This window comes from Bacillus cereus group sp. N11 (assembly GCF_016483605.1).
Taxonomy (GTDB): Bacteria; Bacillota; Bacilli; order Bacillales; family Bacillaceae_G; genus Bacillus_A; species Bacillus_A toyonensis.
On sequence record NZ_JAEHBN010000019.1, the window covers coordinates 1 to 24,954 of the forward strand.

Sequence of the window (24,954 nt, forward strand, 5' to 3'; positions counted from 1 at the left end):
ACAGGTCCAACGGGGGCAACCGGTGATACAGGCCCAACAGGAGCAACCGGCACAAGTATAACGGCAACATACGCATTTGCAAATAATACGTCGGGTACAGCAATATCGGTATTACTTGGTGGAACAAATGTCCCGCTTCCAAACAATCAGAATATCGGTCCAGGTATTACAGTGTCTGGGGGGAACACAGTATTTACGGCTGCAAATGCAGGGAATTATTATATTTCATATTCGATTAATATAACGGCTTCATTATTAGTCAGTTCGCGAATTACAATTAATGGGACACCGCTTGCTGGGACGATCAATTCCCCTGCAGTAGCAACCACATCGTTTAGTGCAACAATTATTACGACTCTTGCGGCGGGGAGTGCAATTAGTTTGCAATTATTTGGCTTGTTAGCTGTTGCGACGTTATCAACGACTACTCCAGGAGCGGTATTAACAATTATAAGACTAAGTTAAATAATAACTCTCTTACTCTTTTAAGAGTAAGAGAGTTTGTACATATAATAAGAAGTTAATGAGGTAAAGCATAGTTATATAAAAGTCAGAATATTATGATTGTAACGTTGTTATGACTATAATATAATGAAAACAACCATCATGAATGAACATTCATTTATTTTTTATGTATTTGAAGGGGGAATGAAGGTGGAAAAACCTTGGTTGAAAAGTTATCCAGAGGAAATTCCTAGTACTATTTCTTATGATATTCAGCCACTTCATGGATATTTAGAGAAAATAGCTTCTCGTTATCCAGAAAAGAAAGCGCTTCATTTTTTAGGTAAAGATGTTACATTTTCAGATTTCCATGAAAAGGTAAAGAAGTTTGCGAATTATCTGCAAAGGCTTGGTGTTGAAAAGGGAGATAGAGTTGCGATTATGTTGCCGAATTGTCCGCAATCTGTAATCGGTTATTATGGTACTTTGCTTGCGGGGGGGATTGTAGTACAAACGAATCCTCTTTATACAGAAAGAGAGCTTGAGTACCAACTTCATGACTCTGGGGCAAAAGTCATTCTTTGCCTTGATTTAGTGTTTCCGAGAGTTACTAATGTTCAAAATGCCACAAAGCTGGAGCACATTATCGTAACTCGTATTGCAGATTTCTTACCATTCCCTAAAAATTTACTTTATCCATTTGTACAAAAAAAGCAGGCGAATCTTGTTGTGAATGTGTCGGAAAGCGAAACGATTCATCTATGGAAATCAGTAGAAAGGGAAAGTACTGCTGATGTTGAGGTTCCCTGTGATCCTGAAAATGATCTAGCTCTTTTGCAGTATACGGGGGGAACGACAGGATTTCCAAAAGGGGTTATGCTGACGCATAAAAACCTCGTTTCGAACACTTTAATGGGAGCACATTGGTTATATAATTGTAAAGAGGGAGAAGAAGTGATCCTTGGTGTCCTTCCGTTTTTTCATGTATACGGAATGACAGCTGTAATGAATTTAAGTATTATGCAAGGGTATAAAATGGTGCTTATTCCGAAGTTTGATATGAAAATGGTTTTTGAAGCAATTAAAAAACATAAAGTTACACTATTTCCAGGAGCGCCGACCATTTATATTGCTCTATTAAATAGCCCTCTTTTAAAAGAATATGATATTTCTTCTATTCAGGCTTGTATTAGTGGCTCTGCACCGCTTCCTGTAGAAGTACAGGAGGAGTTTGAGAGCGTTACAGGTGGTAAACTGGTAGAAGGTTATGGATTAACGGAGTCATCACCCGTTACACATGGGAATTTCTTGTGGGAAAAACGTGTGCCAGGAAGTATTGGGGTACCGTGGCCAGATACGGAGTCAATCATCATGTCACTTGAAACAGGAGAGGCATTACCTCCAGGTGAAATCGGTGAAATAGTTGTTAAAGGCCCACAAATTATGAAAGGGTATTGGAATAAGCCAGAAGAAACGGCGGCTGTATTGCAAGATGGCTGGCTTCATACAGGTGATGTAGGATACATGGATGAGGATGGCTTTTTCTATGTGAAAGATCGTAAGAAAGATATGATTGTTGCTAGCGGTTTTAACGTATATCCTCGTGAAGTAGAAGAAGTGTTATATGAACACGAAAAGGTGCAAGAAGTAGTGACGATCGGTGTTCCTGATCCGTACAGAGGGGAAACTGTAAAAGCATTTGTTGTTTTGAAAGAAGGCGCTGAATGTTCTGAAGAGGAATTAGATCAGTTTGCACGTAAATATTTAGCGGCTTATAAAGTACCGAAAGTATACGAGTTTAGAGATGAATTGCCGAAAACGACAGTAGGGAAAATTTTGCGCCGCGTCCTAATAGATGAAGAGAAGAGAAAGAATGAGGATGAGCAAACGGGCTAAGGCCCTTTCTTTTTGAAAAAATAGGATTGACACTTTTCTAAATAGTCAGTATTATAAGAATATGAATGACTATTCATTCAGTCATCTTCTTGAAGGGGACAGTAAAGTGAAGAAAAATAGACCGAAATACAATCAAATTATTGATGCGGCAGTCATTGTGATTGCAGAGAATGGATACCATCAAGCGCAAGTTTCTAAAATTGCAAAGCAAGCTGGGGTAGCTGATGGTACGATTTATTTATATTTTAAAAATAAAGAAGATATATTAATATCCTTATTCCAAGAGAAGATGGGAGAATTTGTTGAAACAATTCGTCAAAAAACAGCAGGAATTGAAAGCGCTGTAGCGAAGTTATTCATGTTGGTAGAAACGCACTTCTTGCTGTTATCACAAAATGATCCTCTTGCTATCGTTACGCAATTAGAGCTAAGACAGTCCAATCAAGACTTGCGCCTTAAAATAAATGAAGTATTAAAAGGCTACTTACAAGTTATGGATGAAATTTTAGAGACAGGTATAAAGCAAGGTGAGTTTCAGGCGGACTTAAATGTTCGTGTGGCAAGACAAATGATCTTTGGAACAGTAGATGAAGTTGTGACCAATTGGGTAATGAGCGATCATAAGTATGATCTGGTCGCACTTTCAAAAACGGTACATGGGCTACTTATTGCGGCTTGTGGTTATCGTCAATAATGGGAGGGATCATGTTGAAATTCCTATCTGTAAGAGTTGAAGACCATATTGCGGTGGCGACGTTAAATCACGGGCCAGCGAATGCGATGTCTTCACAAGTTATGCATGACGTTACTGAGTTAATTGATCAAGTGGAGAAGGATGATAACATTCGTGTTGTTGTTATTCACGGTGAAGGGCGCTTCTTCTCAGCTGGAGCAGATATTAAAGAATTTACATCTGTTACTGAAGCGAAGCAAGCGACAGAATTAGCACAGCTTGGACAAGTTACATTTGAGCGTGTTGAAAAATGTTCAAAACCAGTTATCGCGGCAATTCATGGAGCGGCACTTGGCGGCGGCCTTGAGTTTGCTATGTCTTGCCACATGCGCTTTGTAACTGAAAGTGCAAAACTTGGTTTACCTGAATTAACACTTGGATTAATTCCTGGTTTTGCAGGTACACAGCGCTTACCACGTTATGTTGGGAAAGCGAAAGCTTGTGAAATGATGTTAACGAGTACACCAATTACTGGTGCAGAAGCATTAAAATGGGGACTTGTTAACGGAGTGTTTTCTGAAGAAACACTTTTAGACGATACACTTAAAGTTGCAAAACAAATTGCTGGAAAAAGTCTAGCAACAACTCGTGCTGTGTTAGAGTTATTGCAAACGACAAAATCGTCTCATTATTACGAAGGTGTACAGCGCGAAGCTCAAATCTTCGGTGAAGTATTTACGAGTGAAGATGGAAGAGAAGGTGTAGCAGCGTTTTTAGAAAAACGTAAGCCTTCGTTTAGTGGTAGGTAGTTCAATTATTTTTTTAATATAAATTAACAGAATTTTAAAATTGATAGAATCTTTCTGAAAAAATAAGGGGGTAAATGGAATGAACATCTACGTACTCATGAAACGAACATTTGATACAGAAGAAAAAATCGTAATTAAAAACGGTGCAATTTACGATGGCGAAGCGGAATTCATCATCAACCCTTACGATGAATATGCGATTGAAGAAGCAATTCAAGTAAGAGACGCACAAGGTGGAGAAGTTACTGTCGTAACAGTTGGTGGCGAAGATAGTGAGAAAGAACTTCGTACAGCATTAGCGATGGGCTGTGATAAAGCGGTATTAATTAATATTGAAGATGATGTTGAAAATGGCGATCAGTTTACAACAGCAAAAGTACTTGCTGAATATTTAAAAGATAAAGATGCAGATTTAATTTTAGGCGGAAACGTTGCGATTGACGGTGCATCTGGACAAGTTGGTCCACGCGTAGCTGAAGCGCTAAATATTCCGTACGTAACGACAATTACAAAACTTGAGATTGATGGTACAAACGTGAAGATTGAGCGTGACGTTGAAGGTGATACAGAAGTTATTGAAACGTCATTACCAGTTTTAGTAACAGCACAACAAGGTTTAAACGAACCGCGTTATCCATCGCTTCCAGGTATTATGAAAGCGAAGAAAAAGCCACTGGAAGAAGTAGAATTAGATGATTTAGATTTAGAAGAAGATGATGTGGAAGCAAAGACAAAAACAATTGAAATCTATTTGCCTCCTAAGAAAGATGCAGGAAAAGTGTTACAAGGCGAGCTGCAAGATCAAGTAAAAGAACTTGTATCGTTGCTCCATACAGAAGCGAAAGTAATCTAATAAAATACGAAATTATATATGCAGGAGGGAAAATCTATGGCTCGTAAAGTATTAGTAATGGGTGAAGTTCGTGACGGATCGCTACGTAACGTTTCGTTTGAAGCGGTAGCAGCAGCAAAAACAATTGCAGAAGGCGGTGAAGTGGTAGGTCTTCTAGTTGGAGACAGCGTTGCCTCTTTTGCAAATGAATTGATTCATTACGGTGCAGATCGCGTTGTGACAGTTGAAAATGATAAATTAAAATCATATACATCTGATGGTTACGCACAAGCGTTTTTAGCTGTATATGCTGAAGAAAAGCCAGAAGGTATCGTATTTGGACATACAGCACTTGGTAAAGATTTATCACCAAAATTAGCAGCGAAACTTGAAGCTGGTCTAATTTCTGATGTAACTGCTTTAGAAGTTGAAGGTGGAAATGTTATCTTCACTCGTCCGATTTACTCTGGTAAAGCGTTTGAGAAGAAGATTGTAACAGATGGTATCTTATTTGCGACAGTGCGTCCAAATAACATTGCAACTCTTGAAAAAGACGAGTCTCGCACAGGTGACGTGTCTTCTATTACAGTAGATGTGAAAGATTTACGTACAATTATTCAAGATGTTGTCCGTAAAACTGCAGAAGGCGTTGATCTTTCAGAAGCGAAAGTTATTATCGCTGGCGGACGTGGTGTGAAGAGTGAAGATGGATTTAAGCCATTAAAAGAGTTAGCTGATGTACTAGGCGGCGCTGTTGGAGCATCTCGTGGTGCTTGTGACGCTGAGTATTGCGATTACTCATTACAAATTGGTCAAACGGGTAAAGTCGTTACGCCAGATCTATACATTGCATGCGGTATTTCTGGTGCGATTCAGCATTTAGCTGGTATGTCTAACTCAAAAATAATCGTTGCAATTAATAAAGATCCAGAAGCAAGTATTTTCAAAGTAGCTGACTATGGTATTGTTGGTGACTTATTCGAAGTTTTACCTCTTTTAACAGAAGAGTTTAAAAAGTTAAAAGTACATTCATGATTTGAGTACCCTTGAGTTCCAAGTGAAGTACCCCTATATATAGAAAAAGGTGAGGGATCCCCTGTCCCTCACCTTTTTAGTATTTCATCCATATTTTTATATAGTATAAAGGAACATTTTTTTGTTACAATACATAACGATACATATTATTCGCCACGTATATAAGTTAATGATATACTCTTGGTAGAATATACTTGAAGGAGGAAATAAAATGGCAATTATAAACGCAAATGACCAAAGCTTCGCAGCTGAAACTAGCGAAGGTGTTGTATTATTAGATTTCTGGGCACCTTGGTGTGGACCTTGTAAAATGATCGCTCCTGTATTAGAGGAAATCGATTCAGAACTAGGTGAAAAAGTAAAAGTAGTAAAAGTAGACGTTGATGAAAACCAAGAAACCGCTCGTCAATTTGAAGTAATGAGCATTCCAGCTCTTTTCGTATTAAAAGACGGTAAAGTAGTTGATCAAGCGTTAGGTTACAAACCGAAAGAAGCGTTAGTAGAATTAGTTTCTAAACACTTCTAAAAGAAAGAAGCTACCATTTGGTAGCTTTTTTTATTTTCCTTTTTTAAACCTTTCCGTTACAATAAAAGAACGTATGTTGGGTGTTTTGTCATTGTATGTTTTTATTTTGAATTTGCAATGATAAGCATGTAGAAATGGAGGTAGGCGAGTGCACGAACATTTGAAAGAGAAATTGGCTATTTTACCAGATCAACCTGGTTGTTATTTAATGAAAGATAAGCAAGGAACGGTTATATATGTCGGGAAGGCAAAAGTGTTAAAAAATCGTGTGCGCTCGTACTTTACTGGTTCGCATGATGGGAAAACACTTCGGCTTGTAGGAGAAATTGTAGATTTTGAATATATCGTAACCTCTTCAAATTTGGAGGCTCTTATTTTAGAGTTAAATTTAATAAAAAAGTATGATCCAAAATATAATATTCAATTAAAAGATGATAAAACATATCCTTTTATTAAAATTACCGCTGAAAAACAGCCGCGCTTACTCATTACGCGTAACGTAAAAAAGGATAAAGGAAAGTATTTTGGCCCTTATCCGAATGCACAATCAGCTCATGAAACGAAAAAACTATTAGATCGCATGTATCCGCTTCGCAAATGCTCAAACATGCCCGATAAAGTGTGTTTATATTATCATATGGGCCAATGTTTAGCACCCTGTGTGAAAGAAGTGACGGAAGAACAAAATAAAGAAATTGTGGATGAAATTATTAAGTTTTTAAATGGTGGACATAAAGAAATTCGTTCAGAATTAGAAACAAAGATGTATGAGGCTTCAGAGAAACTAGAATTTGAACGTGCGAAAGAATTGCGAGATCAAATTGCTCATATAGATGCAATTATGGAAAAACAAAAGATGATTATGAGTGACTTAGTGGACCGTGATGTATTTGGATATGCAGTTGATAAAGGATGGATGTGCGTTCAAGTTTTCTTCGTTCGAAAAGGAAAGCTAATTGAACGTGATGTTTCTATGTTTCCAATCTATGATGAACCAGAAGAGGGATTTTTAACGTTTATCGGTCAATTTTATGAAAACAGCAGTCATTTTAAACCGAAAGAAATTGTTGTTCCAGGAAGTATAGACTCAGAATTAGTAGAGCGCTTTTTAGAAGTTGAAGCGACGCAGCCGAAACGTGGTAAGAAAAAAGATCTTGTAGAATTAGCAAATAAAAATGCGAAAATTGCACTTGAAGAGAAATTCTACTTAATTGAACGTGATGAAGAGCGAACGATTAAAGCTGTAGATCAGTTAGGAAAGCAGCTCGGGATTGAAACACCGTATCGTATTGAAGCGTTTGATAACTCAAATATTCAAGGAACAAATCCCGTTTCTGCAATGATTGCTTTTATCGATGGGAAACCAGCGAAGAAAGAGTACAGGAAATATAAAATTAAAACGGTTCAAGGACCAGATGATTATGAGTCTATGAGAGAAGTTGTGAGGCGCCGTTATACAAGGGCGCTTAAAGAGAATTTACCATTACCAGATTTAATCATTATTGACGGGGGAAAAGGTCATCTGGCAGCTGTAAGTGATGTTCTAGAAAATGAGCTTGGGTTATATATTCCGATGGCAGGCCTTGTAAAAGATGACAAACATAAAACATCCCATTTAATTATTGGGGATCCACCTGAACCGGTGATACTTGAGAGGAATAGCCAAGAATTTTATTTATTGCAGCGCATTCAAGATGAAGTGCATCGATTTGCGATTACATTCCATCGTCAATTACACGGGAAATCTGTCATTCAATCAGCACTGGACGATATTCCAGGAATCGGTGATAAACGGAAAAAGGTATTGTTAAAACATTTTGGTTCATTAAAGAAGATGAAAGAAGCTTCTGTAGCAGAATTTGTCGAAGCGGGTATGCCGAAAAATGTCGCAGAAACAATTTATACGTATTTAACAGATAAGAAGACGTTGTAGTTTACAACGTCTTCTGTTTTTTGGTATAATTTCTGAAGATTTAAAATAAACGCATCTGAATGAAAATACAAAAAAGTCAACTAAACTTATATGTCTAGTTGACTGTAGGTAAGGCTACACTTCAATGAGATCTTTTATATCCCATTTCACAAGAAATGTAATAGAGTCTGAACGTTTTTTCTTTTCTTTGTATGACTCTGCTACGACGTTTCGTTGCTTCTGAATTTGCTCAGCAATGAATCCAGCTTCTAATTGATAAGAAGAATGTCTGTTTTGTTTTTGACGTTCAGCAATGAGAGTGCCTTTAAGTTGGAACTGCATTTCACGACGTTTATGCTCAATAATACTTAAAGTGCCCCAACCAGCTTTTTCAAAGAACTGAATGACTTCTTCAATTGTTTCTAGCGGATATTTTCTTGCAAGGTTTCTACCGGACCAGTATAAAATACCATCTAAATCGTTACCAATTAAATCAGGTAGTAATTCTTCACGTAGCAATTCATAAGCGAAGGCGTTCAATGAAACATCTTCTAAAGATGTTATATCGATTGTATTTTTGCTCACAATATTCCCCTCTTTCTATAGGGCTTATTATATAACATTTCTCATTTATAAAAACAGATTTTTCTTTAGGAAAATCTGAATATATAAGAAGAAAAAAAGAATTGGCAAATTATATGCAAATTATGTATACGTTTTCTTGACGCTTCGACAAAAATAGGAGTAAAATGAACTTGGTATCAAATTATGCTGAAATATTTCGAATAATTTTTTCAGTTTTTCTTATGCCAATAGTGAAAAAACATTATTGTTGTAAATTAATCTGAAAACAGCAGTCAAACATTCAAGGGGGTAATGGGGACATGAAAGGCCGCGAGTATACGTTTCGTAAGTGGCACTCATTAATGGGGGTCATCCCGGTTGGTGTCTTTTTGACGCAACATCTAATTGTAAACAACTTTGCAACAAGAGGAGCAGAGGCTTTTAACAAAGCTGCAGGCTTTATGGAGCTCCTTCCATTCCGGTATGCGCTAGAAATTTTCATCATCTTTTTACCTATACTGTACCATGCTATATATGGCTTATATATTGCATTTACAGCTAAGAACAATGCGGTATCTTACGGTTATTTCCGTAACTGGATGTTCGTCTTCCAACGAATTTCAGGTATCGTTACGCTGATTTTCATTTCTTGGCATGTCTGGGAAACTCGTATTCAAGCAATGTTAGGTAAAGAGGTAAACTACGATATGATGGCAGATATTTTAAACAATCCAGCTATGTTTGCATTCTATTTAGTTGGTGTTGTTTCAACAATTTTCCACTTTGCAAATGGACTATGGACATTCTGCATTAGCTGGGGAATTACAGTGTCTCCACGTTCACAAAGAATCTCTACTTATGTAACATTAGCTATTTTCTTAGGTCTATCTTATGTAGGTGTGAGTGCATTATTAGCGTTCATCGATCCACAGCTAGCAAACCAGTAAGGAGTGGGAGAGCATGAAAGGGAAACTTATAGTAGTCGGCGGTGGCTTGGCTGGCTTAATGGCAACGATTAAAGCGGCAGAAGCAGGAGTAAATGTTGAACTGTTTTCATTAGTACCAGTAAAACGTTCACATTCTGTATGTGCTCAGGGCGGAATTAACGGTGCCGTAAATACGAAAGGTGAAGGGGATTCTCCATGGATCCACTTTGACGATACAATTTATGGTGGGGATTTCTTAGCGAACCAACCACCAGTTAAAGCAATGTGTGAAGCAGCACCTGGTATTATTCATTTAATGGACCGTATGGGTGTTATGTTCAACCGTACGGAAGAAGGACTTCTTGATTTCCGTCGTTTTGGTGGAACACAACATCACCGTACAGCATTTGCTGGTGCAACAACTGGACAGCAATTACTATACGCATTAGATGAGCAAGTACGTCGTCACGAAGTAGCAGGACTTGTAACGAAATATGAAGGTTGGGATTTCTTGCGAGCTGTTGTTGATGATGAAGGTGTGTGCCGAGGAATCGTTGCACAAGACTTACAAACTATGGAGATTAAAAGTTTCCAAGCTGATGCCGTGATTATGGCAACAGGGGGCCCTGGTATCATCTTTGGAAAATCAACTAACTCTATTATCAATACAGGTACAGCAGCGTCTGCTGTATATCAACAAGGTGCATATTATGCGAACGGTGAGTTTATTCAAATCCATCCAACGGCAATTCCTGGAGACGATAAGTTACGTCTTATGAGTGAATCTGCACGTGGTGAAGGTGGGCGTGTTTGGACATATAAAGATGGTAAGCCATGGTACTTCTTAGAAGAGAAATATCCTGCTTACGGAAACCTTGTACCTCGTGATATTGCAACGCGTGAAATCTTTGATGTTTGCGTAGAGCAAAAACTAGGTATTAACGGTGAAAACATGGTGTACCTAGATCTTTCTCATAAAGATCCGAAAGAACTAGATATTAAACTTGGTGGAATTATTGAAATCTATGAGAAGTTTACAGGAGATGATCCTCGTAAACTACCAATGAAAATCTTCCCAGCGGTTCACTATTCAATGGGCGGGCTATGGGTTGATTATAAGCAAATGACAAGCATTCCAGGTTTATTTGCAGCAGGTGAGTGCGATTATTCTATGCACGGTGGTAACCGCCTTGGTGCGAACTCACTATTATCAGCAATTTACGGTGGTATGGTAGCAGGACCGAACGCAATTGAGTATATGAAAGGTCTTTCTAAATCATCTGATGCTGTTTCATCTAGTGTATATGAGCAAAATGAATTAATCGAAACAGAGAAATTTAACAATATTTTAACGCTTGATGGTAACGAAAATGCATATGTTCTTCACAAAGAGCTGGGAGAATGGATGACAGATAACGTTACAGTAGTTCGTGAAAATAAAAAGTTATTAGAAACAGATGCAAAAATTGAAGAGTTAATGGCGCGTTACAAACGCATTAACATTAACGATACAGCAAGATGGAGTAACCAGGGTGCTTCATTTACACGTCAACTTGCAAATATGTTTGAGCTAGCTCGTGTTATTACAATTGGGGCATATAACCGTAATGAAAGCCGCGGAGCGCATTACAAACCGGAATTCCCAAATCGTGATGATGCAAACTTCTTAAAAACTACAATGGCAAAATTTGAGGGAGAAGGAAATGCACCAGCATTCCATTACGAAGAAGTGGATGTTTCATTAATTAAACCACGTAAACGTGACTATTCTTCAAAACATGATGTAGCTGCTAAGGGTGAAGAGAAGGGGGATAAGCAACATGTCTGAGAAAACAATCCGCCTCATCATTACGAGACAAGATGGACCAGATGCACAAGAGTTTGACCAAGAGTTTGAAATTCCATATCGTCCAAATATGAATATTATTTCGGCACTTATGGAAATTCGCCGTAATCCTGTTGATTCAAAAGGGAACCAAACAACTCCGATTGCATGGGATATGAACTGTTTAGAGGAAGTATGTGGCGCTTGCTCGATGGTTATTAACGGAAAACCACGTCAATCATGTACAGCGCTTATTGATCAATTAGAACAGCCAATTCGCTTAAAACCGATGAAGACATTCCCGGTTGTACGTGATTTACAAGTTGACCGTAGTCGTATGTTTAACGCATTAAAACGCGTTAAGGCTTGGATTCCAATCGATGGTACGTATGACCTAGGTCCAGGACCAAGAATGCCGGAGAAGAAACGTCAATGGGCTTATGAGCTTTCAAAATGTATGACATGTGGTGTTTGCTTAGAATCATGTCCAAACGTAAACAGTAAATCTGACTTTATTGGACCAGCACCGTTATCACAAGCTCGTTTATTCAACTCGCATCCAACAGGTGAAATGCACAAAGCAGATCGCTTACGTGCAATTATGGGAGATGGAGGGCTTGCAAACTGTGGTAACTCTCAAAACTGTGTGCAATCATGTCCGAAAGGTATTCCATTAACAACTTCAATCGCAGCATTAAACCGTGATACAACAATTCAATCGTTCAAAGATTTCTTTGGTAGCGATAATAACTATTAATAAATATGCCTCTTCATTTGAAGGGGCAATATTTATAAGGTTATTTTTCAGTTTATTCTGTATATTAGTAATTGAAAAGGAGAGAAAACGATGAAGAGAATTTCTTATATTGAAGACTTTAAGAAATGGGAAAGTGGTTTTTCGTTTTACAATCCTGTAAAAGTTCGTTTCGGTGAAGTAGATATGTTTGGACATGTAAATAATGTCATTGCTTTTACATATTTTGAAGAAGCACGTATCGCATTGTTTAAAGAACTTGGATTTATGCAAGAATGGACAAATGAATCATCAGAAACGATGATCGTTGTTGCAGATTTACAATGTAATTTCATCAAACAAATATATTTTGATGAGCAGTTGAAAGTATATGTAAAGGCAGAAACAGTTGGGAATTCTTCTTTAGATTTGCACTATATGGTCAAAAATGCAGAAGGGGAAGTTTGTTTAGTTGGACGCGGTATGATGGTACAAGCATCGAAAAAAACAGGAAGAGGCGAGCCATGGCCTGAAGAATGGAAGATGAAATTACTAAAATAATAGAAGAGAATACAAAAATAAGAGAGCGAATCGCTCTCTTATTTTTTATCCTTCATTGCCTCTTCTAATGTTAGATGGTGTTTATATATGTATGTGGCATATGGATTACCAACGTAGCGTAAGTGCCATGGTTCGTATGCGTACTCTGTTGTTTCTGTTTTATCTTCTAAATAACGAATGACAAATCCAAACTCATGGGCGTGTTTTGCAACCCATTTCCCTTCTGTTGTCTCGCCAAAGATTGGTTCTAATTGGAATTTAGCAGATTTTGAGCTAATATCCATTGCTAGACCAGTTTGATGCTCACTTGTTCCTGGAATTGCACTTACCGAATTAGCCTCAGTTTTTCCTTGACGCTTAATATAGGTATTATGTAATGACTGTTGACGTTTGTAAGAACGGTAACCTGAAACTGCTGTAAGTTCTATCCCCTCGTTTTTCGCTGCTTGGAACATTTTCTCAAGCGCATCTGCAGCATCTTTACGAAGTAATGTTTTCTCTTTATCTTTTGGACTAGTAAATGGTACGTTCGGTTTCTTTAAATCTTCTGGAATATACCCATCTGGTAATTTACGATGTTTATTGACTAATACAAGAGCAGAATCTGGATTTGTTACAACGGAAAAATTATCATCTAGTTTTTTTTCATTATGATCAGCTTTTGGAAAAGCAGGAATCTCTTCTTTTGGATGATTACTATGTTTTTGACTTTCGACAGCTTTCGCCCCATTTTGTAATGGTGATTCAGAACTGAAATAAGCGAAAGATGTGATACCGATTACAATAGTAGCGGCAGAAATAATTATTATTTTTTTCATGATGCCTTGTAATCACAGTCCTTTCTTAATAAAATATGTATTGTTTTTATTATAAGTTTAGTTTGTTGAAAAAGAAATATAAGAGCCGTAACGTAATGAAAATGCAAAGAAAATGTCAGAAAATGTGTGAAATTGTAGTATTTTTTCATATAATTCATTTCTTATCTTTCATGAATTGAATTTTTTATGTAATATATATACATAAGAAGATGTAGCGATTATCGAGAATAAAGAACTTCTTGTATAGACTAGGAGTGAATGGGAATGGATTTTGCAACAATTATTGGACTCATTTTAGGATTTGTAGCGGTAGTAGTAGGGATGGTCGTCAAGGGCGCTGACGTAACAGCCTTATTGAATCCTGCCGCAGCATTAATTATTTTCATCGGTACATTTGCCGCAGTTTGTATTGCATTTCCGATGAATCAACTAAAAAGGGTTCCAAAATTATTTAAAGTTCTTTTTGGTTCAAATAAAAAGGATTTAAGTTACGAACAGTTGCTAGAATTATTTGTTCATTGGACATCTGAAAGTAGAAAATACGGTATTTTGTCTTTAGAGCAACAATTAGACAAAATTCAAGATGAATTTCTTTTACGTGGTATGAAATTTGTGATTGATGGCGTATCCGCAGAAGATTTAGAGCAGATTTTAGAAGCTGAATTAGAAGCAATTGAAGAAAGGCATGCAAAAGGAGCGGCGATTTTTTCACAAGCTGGTACGTATGCACCGACATTAGGGGTTTTAGGTGCTGTTATTGGTCTTGTAGCTGCGCTTGGTAATTTAACTGATATTGACAAGTTAGGACATGCTATTTCAGGTGCGTTTATTGCAACGATTTTTGGTATTTTTTCAGGTTATGTACTATGGCATCCATTTGCAAATAAGTTAAAGCAAAAATCTGCAGCTGAAATCGAGAAAAAACGTTTAATTATTGATTGTTTATTAATGTTACAAGAAGGTACATATCCGTTTATTATGAAGAACCGTATTTTAGGTGCACTTTCTGCAACTGAGCGTAAAAAGCTAGAAATAGGAGCAGAAAAAAATGCGGAGTAAAAAAAATAGAAGAGGTAAAAAGAAAAAACATGATGAGCATATCGATGAAACGTGGTTAATTCCGTATTCTGATATGTTAACGTTGTTATTTGCATTATTCATCGTATTATTCGCAATGAGTAGTATAGATGCTGCGAAGTTTAAACAGATGGCAGTAGCTTTTCGGAGTGAACTAGCAGGCGGAACAGGAAATAAAGAGTTTTTAAGTGATCAGAAGCCGAATGAAGAGAAAGAGTTGTCAGCAAATAGTTTAGAATCTGAGCAGATTAAAAAGAATGCTGAGGCTGAAGTAAAGCAGCAAGAAATGAATGAATTAAAAGCGGTACAAAAAGGTATTGATAAATATATTGAGGAAAAGCAATTATCGTCTTCTTTTAAAACCGATTTAACTGAAAAAGGATTAATGGTAACAATATTAGAAAATGTACTATTCGACTCGGGAAAAGCAGATGTGAAATTAGAATCGTTAGGGATTGCAAAAGAGATGTCTAACCTGCTTGTTTCCGCATCACCTCGTGAGATTACAGTATCTGGTCATACAGATACTGTTCCTATCGCAAATGCTCAGTTTGCATCAAACTGGGAGTTAAGTACACAGCGTGCCGTTAATTTTATGCAGGTATTACTTCAAAATAAAGATTTGCAACCAGGAAAATTTAGTGCAATTGGTTACGGAGAATACCGTTCGATTGCACCAAATGATACACCGGAAGGAAAAGCAAAAAATAGACGTGTAGAAGTGTTTATTTTACCTTTAACGAGAAATATGCAATAAAGAAAGAGGATGGCAAATGCCATCCTCTTTTATTTTGCTTCAAATGATTTTAAGTTGTCACGACGGACTTTATCTTTTTCCGTATCTGATTTTTTGAAATCATAGTCATACAAAGCTCCTTCCCAATCGCCGTACATTGGATTAGGGAAAATGATGAATTTCTCACCAAATTGTGCTTTTGAATCTGCAACTGTTTGATTGCGATCTTTTACCGATTTGCCATCAAAACCAGTGAAATCAGATAAGTTATCACCGAAGAATAAGACAATATCATGTGTTTGAGAAACGAGTTCACGGCGTTTCTCTTTCCCTTTTTCTTTCGGATCTTGTAATAATATATGTTCTTTCGTTGCTTGAGGAGCACCTACGCGCTCAAGATTTTTAATAGTTGCATCTAGTTGGTTCGTTTTACGATTTGAGATGTAGTAAATATCTACACCTTTAGACTCTGTATATTTTAAGAAATCAATTGCGCCTGGAAGGGCTTCAGCTTCAGCCTTATTAATCCAATCATCCCATTTGTAAGGATAGCCTTTTCCTGTCTTTACACTCATTGCTTGATGAGGACTGTTGTCTAAAACAGTTTCATCTAAATCAAGTACGATAGCAGGTTTTTTTGCTGTCCCTTTTGCAAGAGCTGCATCCAGCTTCAATTGACCGATATTGTACCCTTGGTAGTAAAGTGCTTTCGTTTCACCAGCTGTTTGATACCATAAATCAGCCATTAATTGCTGTTCTGTTAATTTTACTTTTTCTTCTTTGGCCGCTGTTTTCTCTGTCGTTCCTGAACATGCTACAAGCGATGTAGATAGAACCGCTACAGATAATAAAGTGGTAATGCCCCTCTTCATCTTCATATGTATCCTCCTTGATGTTAGAAAATCATCTTATATTATATATTAAAATATAAAAATTTTTTATGAACATTTGCATATTGTCTTTTGTATATATAGTAGTGTGTCCTATATTAGAAAGATGAGCAAAATAATGATAGTCATTTTGACAGGTTTTATTGTCGTAATGACAATTATAATTGACAAATAAACCTTTGTTATTTACAATTTTAACTAAATAGAACAAATGATGGATTAAAGGTAATGTTATATATAAGAGGATGAAGCGTAGTGCTATATTTTATCCTAAATAAACATAATCTTTGAAAGAGAGTACGAATGATAATAAAGGGGAGGCTTTATACTTTGAGTTTACAAATTCAAAACTTAACGAAACTATTTGGGGAATCAAAAGCAGTTAACGGTTTGCAAATTTCGTTACCAAAAGGTGAAGTGCTAGGATTACTTGGACGAAATGGTGCAGGGAAAACAACTACAATCAAAATGCTTCTCGGATTATTAACGCCTAATGAAGGCTCTATTACATGGGATGGAAAATTATTTGGGACTAGTGGGGTAACGATTGGTTATTTACCAGAAGAAAGAGGTTTATATACAAAAAGTAGAGTAATAGACCAGCTGCGATATTTTGGTAGATTAGAAGGAATGACGAAAAAAGACGTAGATCTTGCCATTGACCACTGGTTAGAGCGATTAGCAATTCCAGAATACAAATTTAAAACGGCAGGAGAGCTTTCAAAAGGGAATCAGCAAAAAATTCAATTAATTGCTGCTCTTCTTCATAATCCTGAACTTCTCATCTTAGATGAACCGTTTAGCGGACTTGACCCAGTCAATGCTGGGATGTTAGCTAGCATTATTGAAGAACAAGTACAGAGCGGGAAGACAATTATTTTATCCAGTCATCGTATGGAACAAGTAGAAGCTTTTTGCCAACATGTATGTATTTTGAAAAAAGGCGAAGCAGTTGTCAAAGGACAGTTAAGTGATATTAAGAAAGAATATGGTTTCCGTAATTTAACGATTGAAGATACAGCAGAGAATGAAAAGGGATTAGAAGCTATACATGTTTCATATGAAAAACAACAAGGCCTTCTTTATATAAAAGTACAAGACGATGCAGAAGCTCTAAAGATTTTACAACAATTGCAAGAACAAGGTGTTACCTTGCGCCAATTTAAAATGTTAGAGCCGACGTTAAATGAAATCTTTGTAGAGAGGGCGAAATAACGATGCGTAAATTTTCTCATGTATTTTCATTTTATTTTAGAGAAGCGTTTTTATCTAAAAAATCATTAATTACGAGTGCGATATTATTTTTAGTTGTATTTGGGATTTTTGCATTTAATCATTTTACTTCAGGGAATGATAAAAGTAAGGATAAAGATAAAATTGCAGTTGTAACAGAAAGTTCCACATACAACGTACAAAAAGAAGAATTAACTAAGCTATTACCATCAGCAAAAATAACGGTTGGTTCAAAAGCAGATTTTGATAAACTGCATAAACAAGTAGAAGACGGTGAGCTGGATGGTTTGTTTCATGTAATAGAAAAGAATGGAGCTCCAGAGGTTACGTATATGTATAATGGATTTCCTAGCCAAGCAACTTCTGCAATCATGGCAAGTTATTTCAAACAACAATATACAATGGTGACAATTGCAAAGCATAATGTTTCACCAGAAATTGCACAGCAATTGCAAACTGAAATTTCAGTGAAACAAGAAGCAATAAAAGATCGCTCTTCTTCTTTCGGAATTTCCTATTTCTTTACATTTGCTTTATATATGTTTATTGTCGCGTTCGGAAATACAATTGCAATGAATATTGCATCAGAAAAGGCGTCACGTGTAATGGAAGTCATGCTGCCGAAAGTAAAACCGCTTACGATGATGTATGCGAAAATATTAGCAGTTGTTTCAACAGCTTTATTACAACTGGTCATATTAGCGTGCGGTTATCTTATTCCTTATTTGTTAGGGTGGGTCGATTTAGAAAACGCCTCATTATTTGGAATTCCAATTGACTTTACAAAATTAGATGCAAAAGTTATAAGTATGTTCCTTGTTTATTTCATTACGGGATATTTACTTTATGCGATGATGTACGCTGCAGCTGGCGCTGTTGTTTCTAAGACGGAGGATTTACAAGCTGTATCTTTCCCGATAATGATTTTAATTATGGCTGCATTCTTCATTAGTATTAAATCATTAAGTGATCCGAATAGTACTATCGTTGTTGTAAGTTCTTACGTTCCGTTCTTTACACCGATGGTTACCTTCTCACGTATTGTAGCCGGTGAAGCAGGCATGTTAGAAATTACGATAACATTAGTAGTCTTATTGGCGACGATTGGTATATTAAACGCTGTTACAAGTCGTATCTATGTAAATGGTGTAATGAATTACTCAGACAAAGTGAAATTTAAAGATTTAGCAAAATTTATTAAGCGTCAATAATGAGAGAAAAGCATGATTTTCTATTGAAATCATGCTTTTTCTTTATGTATAAATTAAAAATAGTATATAATAGTAAGAGTTGTCTTTTAATAGAATGAATACAAAGGAGGGTGTGCAGATGGGAATTAGTAGTCGTTTTACAGTAGGTGTTCATATGTTGACTTTACTTGCGATAGATCGAAACTCTCGCTGTACCTCTGAATGGATTGCTGGTAGTGTGAATACAAATCCAGTTGTGATTCGTCGCATTACAGGAATGTTGAAGAGAGCAGGACTTGTTGATGTACAAGCCGGTAAAGGTGGTACGACACTTGCTCGTGATTTAGAAGAAATTACATTACTTGATGTATATAAAGCAGTGGAAGTTGTAGAAGAAGGACATCTATTTTCCTTCCATGAAAATCCCAACATTGAATGTCCAGTAGGAGCTAATATTCAATCAGTATTAGAAATTATTTTAATGCAAGCGCAAGAAGCGATGGAAAACGTACTTGCAAATGTAACGGTAGAGCAATTAGTTACAAATTTAAAGTCTAAAATAAAAGAATAAAAAAGCGAGCTTCCTCATAATGAGGGCTCGCCTTTTTTTATTCAGAAATATTGAAAATTCTATTTTTCAGTATTTAAAATGAATTTACCTACGATAGCTGCTACGATACCACCAAGAATTGGTGCTACGATGAATACCCATAGTTGAGAAAGTGCTTCTCCACCAACAAATAAAGCTGGTGCGATACTACGAGCAGGGTTAACAGATGTTCCAGTTAAAGGAATTCCTAATAAGTGAATTAAAACTAATGTGAAACCAATTACTAGTCCCGCTAAAGAAGAACTTCCTTTTTTACCTGTTACAGCCATGATAACTAAAATAAATACGAAAGTTAAAACGAACTCAACTAAAAATGCTCCAGATAAACCAAGAGTTCCGAAACCATTTTGTCCTAAATTATCTAAAGGTGTTTTAGCAGAGCGTAAAATCGTTACTAACGTTGCAGTTCCTAATAAACCACCTAAAATTTGAGCTAATACATAATAACAAAGTTCCATAGCGTTCATTCTTTTGTTAATGAACATAGCTACCGATACTGCTGGGTTAATGTGACATCCAGAAATTGTTCCAATGCTATATGCCATAGCTACAATAGATAGACCGAAAGCCATAGCGATTCCTAATGTTCCAATTCCTTCAATTCCGCCGCCAGTGACAGCTACTCCAGTTCCGAATAATACAAGTACAAATGTACCAATAAATTCAGCGATTGCTTTTTTTAACATAATTTACCTCCTATTAATGCGCATGAAACGTATTATAACATAGGTTTTCGTATAAACAGCCAATGAAATACTATTCTGATAAGGCGAAATAGGGGGACAATAAAAAAGATATGGTTCTATGAAGAAGAACCATATCTTTTTTATGCTGACTTTTTCTGTTTAATGACTGGAACAGAACGGTTTAAAATACTATTTGCAACCATTCCTAACATAATAATAATCATTCCAAATAGGGAAAGGTCACCAGGGAATGAACCGTTCAAGAACACAATTTCACCAAGTACTGTAAAGACCATCGTTCCAGCTTGTGTTGCTTCAACGGCACCAAGTAAAGCGAGGTTGTCTTTTGCTAAGTCAGTGGCAAAGAAAAATGTCATCGTCGCAATGACGCCGGAACATAAAGCTAACAAAAATCCTTGCAGCATTTGGCTGGATGTTGGAATACCAGTAGTAGAAAATCCGTATATACCAAGTAAAATTGTAATAGGAAGACTGCCTATTGCCATTCCTAATACACGCTGGAATGTATCAAGACGTCCCCCCACAAGTTCCATCATTTTTCGGTTGCCGAACGGATATAAAAAAGCAGCTAATACGACAGGTAAAAACCCTGAAATGAACTGAGTTATTGTAATGTGTCCAGCTGCAGTTGTTTGCATACAAATTACACCTAGTAAAATAAATAATGCTACATATAAACTACGAAGCGGAATTTTTCCGCGTACAAGTTTTGTACCTGACTTCGTTTCTATTTTTACGAAAAATAGTGGTGATAAAAGTAAACCTGCTAATATCGTAACTTGCCAAGTTCCGGCAACGAGCCAAGCCGGAGAGAAGACAGCTGCGAAACTTAATAAAGAATAGAAACCAATCCCTGCAACGGAACCCCATCCGATCCATGCGAATGGATGTTTTTTTAACTCTGCCCATAACCCACCTAAGTTTTTGCGAAATAAAACGATAAGGAATAAAATAGGGAGAGCGAATAAAAAGCGGAAGGAAGCTGTCCAAGCCCAGCTCGTTCCAGATACATTCATTGCTCTATTAATAATAAAAGTTGCAGAAAAAAAGGCTGATGATAAGAGGCCTAATAATATTGCACGCATGAAATATAACACTCCTTTTGGAAATAAATAATTATGTATAGTATAATATACTTTAAGATAATAAAAGTAAACTATTTTATACTTTAAGGTGGTTTTATAGATGAAAGAACATGAAGATATGCAAACGAAAGAAGTCATTCAGCAAGTAGGTCAGCTATTAAGGCAAATTCGAAATGAACAAAAATTAAGTTTAGAAGAATTAGCCCAAAAAACAGGAGTTAGTAAATTAACATTAGGGAAAATTGAGAGAGGTGAAACGAATCCAACGTTAGCTGTCATTTGGAAAATAACGAAAGGGTTATCGATACCTTTATCGAGATTAATGGTTGTTGGAGAACCTGTAGCTGTTGCGCGCTGCGGAGAAGGATTTGCAGTAGATGTAGGACAAGCATGGTATTTAGAAACGATGTTCCGTTACACGAAAGAAACAGGGATGGAAATGCACCGTGCTTGTTTAAGAGCGAATAGTATATATGAACCGGAAGCTCATCATGAAGGTGCTATTGAGCTTGTAACGGTAATGAAAGGGAAAGTATCCATTCAAGTGGAGAATGATGTATACGAATTAAACGAGTTTGACTCCATTCAATTTGAAGCGAATAAGAAACATAGCTATAAAAATGAAGAAGATGAAGTGGCTGTATTACATTTAACGATGAAATACTCTTCATGAAAAAATCACCTATAGAATTCTATAGGTGATTTTTTATATGCTCTTCTTAAGTATAGGAAGTGATGCCATTAGTACGAACGTGGCATAAGTAATAAACAAATAAAGTAAACTAAAAATCCCGTTCCAAAACATAAAATAGCAATGACCCAAAGGATACGAATGAGAGTAGAACTAATATCAAAATATTCTCCTAAACCACCACATATACCAAATAGCATTTTATCAGTTTCGGATTTACATAATTTTTTTGACATATAACGATCAACTCCTTTTTTATATGAAGCTATATACTTCTATTCTATATGGAAATTTATGAGAAGACTATGAGGTTGTATTACATTTTTTTAGAGAAACGATCATATTAATTGTCTTAATTTTCAGCGGATATTAAACTTATAGTAAGAGGTATGAGGCGATTTTTAATAAAGGGTGGGGAAATAGAAATGACAGTATATTGGTTGACTAATGTAATGCTTGAATCAAGGTATACATATGAAGAAGGGGCAATTTCACGAACAGAAACAGAATTATGTAGTTTACTCATTGAAGATGGACGAATTAAAAAAATTATAGAAGGGATTGTTCAAGAGGAAGGGATAGTAACTCTTGATGCGAATCGCTTATTAATTTTGCCGTCTTTCGAAGAGATGCATATTCATATTGATAAAACATATTATAGTGGGCCTTGGAAAGCTTGTATGCCAGCAGACAGTATTTTTACACGTTTTAATGAGGAAGAGAAGATTTTGCCAAAGCAAGTAACAACTGCTCAAGACAGGGCGGAAAATATGCTAGAGTTACTACTTCGAAATGGTACAACGAATATTAGAACGCATTGTAATGTTGATCCAATTATTGGACTTCATAATTTGGAGGCGACGTTAGCTGCATTAGAAACATATAAAAATCGGATGTCTGGTAGAATCGTTGCTTTTCCGCAACATGGATTATTGCGCAGTAATTCTGTACAACTTGTGAAAGATGCGATGCGTATGGGTGCGAATCTAGTCGGTGGAGTGGATCCAGCTACAGTGGATAATGATATCGAAAAATCATTACATACGATTATGGATATCGCAGTAGAATTTAATGCAGATGTTGATATTCATTTGCATGATGCGAATAATCTAGGAACGTTTACGATGAAGAGGTTGGCAAGCTTAACAGAAGAAGCAGGGTGGCAAGGTCGTGTAACAATTAGTCATGCACTTGGACTTGGTGGTGTTACTGATAAAGAAGCTGAAGAAGTGGCAGAAAGATTAGCAGCATTAAGTATTGATATTACTTCAACGGTGCCAATTGGTAAACAAGTAATTCCAATTCCATTATTAGATAAAAAAGGTGTTAAAGTTTCATTAGGAAATGATAGTATTACAGATCATTGGTCGCCGTTTGGAACTGGCGATATGCTTCAAAAGGCAAATCGATTAGCAGAGCGTTTTGGGTGGAGTGACGAAAGGTCTTTAGGAAAAGCACTTCGCTTTATTACGGGAGGAAAAGAAACGTTAAACAAGGAAGGGAAACGAGCTTGGCCAAATGTAGGAGATGAAGCGAGCTTTGTTTTAACGAATGCAACATGTACTGCTGAAGCGGTAGCGCGTCAAACAGAAAAGCGTTTAGTCGTGTATAAAGGGGATATTGTTGTTGGAAGTTTAAATAAGGTGGAATTAAATAATCTTGTGTAGAAGAATCGTTTAAATAATTTGAGGAGGGTTCTAATTGAGAATATAGAACTCTTCTTTTTTATTCTTACAATATATTTCGTATAGGAAAGCTAGAAGGGATGAAAAATTTGGACAATCAACATAACCAAAATCATATTATGGGAACTTTGCAATGGTTTATATTTTTATTAGCGAATTCAATCGCACTACCAATTGTCGTTGGTGGGTTATTTCATCTTACGACGGAAGAAATATTTTATTTAATGCAGCGTACGTTTTTTGTAGTTGGTATATCTTCTTTTTTACAAGGATGGATTGGACATAGACTACCAATTGCGGATGGGCCAGCTGGATCTTGGGTTGGTGTATTTACCGTACTTGCTTATGCAACGGCCGGACAGGATCAATTACATAGTACACTGCAAATTTTGGAATTAGGAATGATCATTTCCGGTGTTATTTTAATAGGATTAGGAGTAACTGGTTTTATTGGACGTATTTTATTTTTATTTACGCCGGTTGTGACAGGGACGTTTTTACTTTTATTATGTTTACAATTAAGTGGTGTATTTTTAAAAGGAATGCTAGGAATTACAGCTACTATTTCTCAAATTGATGGATTTACAGCAATAATCGCGTTTAGTATATTTCTGTTCGTTATTATACTATCTAATTTTGGAAAAGGTTTCGTTAAAAGTTATGCCGTTTTAATAGGATTAATTAGTGGGTGGATTATTTTTCTCATTGCAGGGAAAGTGACAATCCCATCTCAAGTAACTCATTTTGTGCAACTTCCACAAATATTTGCTTGGGGTCTTCCAAAGTGGAATACAGGGATGGCTGTATCGAGTTTCGTTATGGTATGTATTTTAGTTTCAAATACAGTGGCAGCTATTATAGCGATTAATCAAGCTACGATTCATAAAGCGACTATTGAACAAAAACAGTTGAAGGATGGTACGTGGGTTGGAGGGATTTCACATATCATTTCTTCCGTATTTTCAACTGTAGGTGTCGTGCCGCTACCGGCGACAGCGGGATTTATACGTTTAACAAAACAAAAGTATATACGATCGTTCTTACTAGCATGTATATTACTAGTCGTAATGTCGCTGTTTCCGAGTATTATTCGTTACTTAGCATCGTTGCCATCCGCTGTCGCATCTGCAGTGTTAATGGCTTCGTTCGTACAGTTAATTGGAATTGGATTTAATAATATAAAACAAGTGCCGATGAGTGAAAGGAATATAACGATTTTAGGCGTTGCAGTATTATTTGGCAGCGGCGTTATGTTTTTACCGTCTGGAGCACTCCAATCATTGCCGTCTGTTATGCAATATATATTCGGGAATGGTTTATTTGTAGGTACAGTTGTAAGTATATTGCTAGAACAAATATGGCGTACTGGAAAGTAAGTGGATAAAAAGAGTGTCCGCACTGTATAAAAGTCTAAAATAACATAGGAAATAAAGCCCATTTTTATTCACCACCTGCACATTTCGTTCATACAATATCTTGACTAAATAAACACCCAA

At 36.5% G+C, this 24,954-nt stretch carries 26 protein-coding genes; 20 read left to right on the forward strand and 6 right to left on the reverse strand.

What is annotated here, in order from left to right; genetic code table 11:
• From JDS98_RS24375 to uvrC, 8 genes are all read left to right on the forward strand, one after another.
• On the forward strand, positions 1 to 465 hold a 465-nt coding region (locus JDS98_RS24375), incomplete at its 5' end, for a BclA C-terminal domain-containing protein (protein WP_472926320.1).
• Between the two features lie 189 nt (positions 466 to 654).
• Positions 655 to 2,340: a long-chain-fatty-acid--CoA ligase gene (locus tag JDS98_RS24380; RefSeq protein ID WP_199634442.1), complete on the forward strand. Its 1,686-nt coding sequence runs from the start codon at positions 655 to 657 to the stop codon at positions 2,338 to 2,340.
• Positions 2,341 to 2,446: 106 nt separating this feature from the next.
• A complete protein-coding gene (locus JDS98_RS24385) occupies positions 2,447 to 3,034 on the forward strand; it encodes a TetR/AcrR family transcriptional regulator (RefSeq protein WP_000742218.1) in 588 nt (195 codons plus the stop codon).
• An 11-nt stretch (positions 3,035 to 3,045) separates the two neighbouring features.
• Positions 3,046 to 3,822 carry an enoyl-CoA hydratase gene (locus JDS98_RS24390; protein WP_000911298.1) on the forward strand — a complete coding sequence of 259 codons (777 nt, stop codon included), beginning with the start codon at positions 3,046 to 3,048 and terminating at the stop codon, positions 3,820 to 3,822.
• 79 nt (positions 3,823 to 3,901) lie between these two features.
• Positions 3,902 to 4,675: an electron transfer flavoprotein subunit beta gene (gene etfB, locus JDS98_RS24395; RefSeq protein WP_001029031.1), complete on the forward strand. Its 774-nt coding sequence runs from the start codon at positions 3,902 to 3,904 to the stop codon at positions 4,673 to 4,675.
• Between the two features lie 36 nt (positions 4,676 to 4,711).
• Entirely contained in the window at positions 4,712 to 5,689 is a 978-nt protein-coding gene (gene etfA / locus JDS98_RS24400; RefSeq protein WP_000101960.1) for an electron transfer flavoprotein subunit alpha, read from the forward strand.
• Positions 5,690 to 5,900: 211 nt separating this feature from the next.
• Positions 5,901 to 6,215, forward strand: a complete 315-nt coding sequence (gene trxA, locus JDS98_RS24405) for a thioredoxin (RefSeq protein ID WP_000974757.1) — start codon at positions 5,901 to 5,903, stop codon at positions 6,213 to 6,215.
• Positions 6,216 to 6,363: 148 nt separating this feature from the next.
• The gene (uvrC, locus tag JDS98_RS24410; RefSeq protein WP_000544286.1) at positions 6,364 to 8,148 is read left to right on the forward strand and encodes an excinuclease ABC subunit C; all 1,785 of its coding nucleotides are present in this window, start codon (positions 6,364 to 6,366) and stop codon (positions 8,146 to 8,148) included.
• Positions 8,149 to 8,262: 114 nt separating this feature from the next.
• Here uvrC and JDS98_RS24415 read toward each other — a convergent pair whose 3' ends face one another.
• Positions 8,263 to 8,712 (reverse strand): YslB family protein, encoded by a 450-nt coding sequence (locus tag JDS98_RS24415; protein ID WP_199634443.1) that lies wholly within the window; start codon positions 8,710 to 8,712, stop codon positions 8,263 to 8,265.
• Between the two features lie 299 nt (positions 8,713 to 9,011).
• Between JDS98_RS24415 and sdhC the strand changes: the two genes are divergently transcribed.
• The 4 genes from sdhC to JDS98_RS24435 all read left to right on the forward strand — a co-directional run bounded on the left by sdhC (position 9,012) and on the right by JDS98_RS24435 (position 12,736).
• Positions 9,012 to 9,638: a succinate dehydrogenase cytochrome B558 gene (gene sdhC, locus JDS98_RS24420; RefSeq protein ID WP_000678354.1), complete on the forward strand. Its 627-nt coding sequence runs from the start codon at positions 9,012 to 9,014 to the stop codon at positions 9,636 to 9,638.
• A gap of 13 nt (positions 9,639 to 9,651) precedes the next feature.
• Complete coding sequence (sdhA, locus tag JDS98_RS24425) at positions 9,652 to 11,445, forward strand: succinate dehydrogenase flavoprotein subunit (RefSeq protein ID WP_000676745.1); 1,794 nt, start codon at positions 9,652 to 9,654, stop codon at positions 11,443 to 11,445.
• The gene (gene sdhB, locus JDS98_RS24430; RefSeq protein WP_001291830.1) at positions 11,438 to 12,199 is read left to right on the forward strand and encodes a succinate dehydrogenase iron-sulfur subunit; all 762 of its coding nucleotides are present in this window, start codon (positions 11,438 to 11,440) and stop codon (positions 12,197 to 12,199) included. Before sdhA ends, sdhB begins: the two co-directional genes overlap by 8 nt.
• Positions 12,200 to 12,289: 90 nt before the next feature.
• A complete protein-coding gene (locus JDS98_RS24435; RefSeq protein ID WP_000822752.1) occupies positions 12,290 to 12,736 on the forward strand; it encodes an acyl-CoA thioesterase in 447 nt (148 codons plus the stop codon).
• Positions 12,737 to 12,774: 38 nt separating this feature from the next.
• Here JDS98_RS24435 and JDS98_RS24440 read toward each other — a convergent pair whose 3' ends face one another.
• Positions 12,775 to 13,554 carry a M15 family metallopeptidase gene (locus JDS98_RS24440; protein ID WP_000720189.1) on the reverse strand — a complete coding sequence of 260 codons (780 nt, stop codon included), beginning with the start codon at positions 13,552 to 13,554 and terminating at the stop codon, positions 12,775 to 12,777.
• Positions 13,555 to 13,818: 264 nt separating this feature from the next.
• Between JDS98_RS24440 and motA the strand changes: the two genes are divergently transcribed.
• Together motA and motB are read left to right on the forward strand one after the other, a co-directional pair.
• Positions 13,819 to 14,613, forward strand: coding sequence for a flagellar motor stator protein MotA (motA, locus tag JDS98_RS24445; protein ID WP_000344856.1), 795 nt, complete (start codon positions 13,819 to 13,821; stop codon positions 14,611 to 14,613).
• Complete coding sequence (gene motB / locus JDS98_RS24450) at positions 14,603 to 15,388, forward strand: flagellar motor protein MotB (RefSeq protein WP_001256738.1); 786 nt, start codon at positions 14,603 to 14,605, stop codon at positions 15,386 to 15,388. Before motA ends, motB begins: the two co-directional genes overlap by 11 nt.
• Before the next feature lie 29 nt (positions 15,389 to 15,417).
• Here motB and JDS98_RS24455 read toward each other — a convergent pair whose 3' ends face one another.
• The gene (locus JDS98_RS24455; RefSeq protein ID WP_000782780.1) at positions 15,418 to 16,245 is read right to left on the reverse strand and encodes a 5'-nucleotidase, lipoprotein e(P4) family; all 828 of its coding nucleotides are present in this window, start codon (positions 16,243 to 16,245) and stop codon (positions 15,418 to 15,420) included.
• A gap of 342 nt (positions 16,246 to 16,587) precedes the next feature.
• Between JDS98_RS24455 and JDS98_RS24460 the strand changes: the two genes are divergently transcribed.
• The 3 genes from JDS98_RS24460 (at position 16,588) to JDS98_RS24470 (ending at position 19,251) form a co-directional block, all read left to right on the forward strand.
• Positions 16,588 to 17,472, forward strand: coding sequence for an ABC transporter ATP-binding protein (locus JDS98_RS24460; protein ID WP_199634444.1), 885 nt, complete (start codon positions 16,588 to 16,590; stop codon positions 17,470 to 17,472).
• A gap of 2 nt (positions 17,473 to 17,474) precedes the next feature.
• Positions 17,475 to 18,701 carry an ABC transporter permease gene (locus JDS98_RS24465; protein ID WP_098711446.1) on the forward strand — a complete coding sequence of 409 codons (1,227 nt, stop codon included), beginning with the start codon at positions 17,475 to 17,477 and terminating at the stop codon, positions 18,699 to 18,701.
• A 118-nt stretch (positions 18,702 to 18,819) separates the two neighbouring features.
• On the forward strand, positions 18,820 to 19,251 hold the full coding sequence (locus tag JDS98_RS24470; RefSeq protein ID WP_000512996.1) for an Rrf2 family transcriptional regulator: 432 nt from the start codon (positions 18,820 to 18,822) through the stop codon (positions 19,249 to 19,251).
• 59 nt (positions 19,252 to 19,310) lie between these two features.
• Here the strand turns inward: JDS98_RS24470 and JDS98_RS24475 are convergent, their stop codons facing one another.
• Positions 19,311 to 19,976, reverse strand: a complete 666-nt coding sequence (locus JDS98_RS24475) for an aquaporin (protein ID WP_000913214.1) — start codon at positions 19,974 to 19,976, stop codon at positions 19,311 to 19,313.
• A 140-nt stretch (positions 19,977 to 20,116) separates the two neighbouring features.
• Positions 20,117 to 21,082: a DMT family transporter gene (locus JDS98_RS24480; protein WP_098711447.1), complete on the reverse strand. Its 966-nt coding sequence runs from the start codon at positions 21,080 to 21,082 to the stop codon at positions 20,117 to 20,119.
• A gap of 100 nt (positions 21,083 to 21,182) precedes the next feature.
• Between JDS98_RS24480 and JDS98_RS24485 the strand changes: the two genes are divergently transcribed.
• The gene (locus JDS98_RS24485; RefSeq protein WP_098711448.1) at positions 21,183 to 21,755 is read left to right on the forward strand and encodes a helix-turn-helix domain-containing protein; all 573 of its coding nucleotides are present in this window, start codon (positions 21,183 to 21,185) and stop codon (positions 21,753 to 21,755) included.
• Between the two features lie 68 nt (positions 21,756 to 21,823).
• Here JDS98_RS24485 and JDS98_RS24490 read toward each other — a convergent pair whose 3' ends face one another.
• A complete protein-coding gene (locus tag JDS98_RS24490; protein ID WP_000038412.1) occupies positions 21,824 to 22,009 on the reverse strand; it encodes a PspC domain-containing protein in 186 nt (61 codons plus the stop codon).
• Between the two features lie 189 nt (positions 22,010 to 22,198).
• On the opposite strand from JDS98_RS24490, the gene JDS98_RS24495 reads away from it, so the two are divergent.
• Complete coding sequence (locus JDS98_RS24495; protein WP_098711449.1) at positions 22,199 to 23,440, forward strand: amidohydrolase family protein; 1,242 nt, start codon at positions 22,199 to 22,201, stop codon at positions 23,438 to 23,440.
• Positions 23,441 to 23,538: 98 nt separating this feature from the next.
• On the forward strand, positions 23,539 to 24,834 hold the full coding sequence (locus JDS98_RS24500; RefSeq protein WP_000792689.1) for a purine/pyrimidine permease: 1,296 nt from the start codon (positions 23,539 to 23,541) through the stop codon (positions 24,832 to 24,834).
• Positions 24,835 to 24,954: the final 120 nt, after the last annotated feature.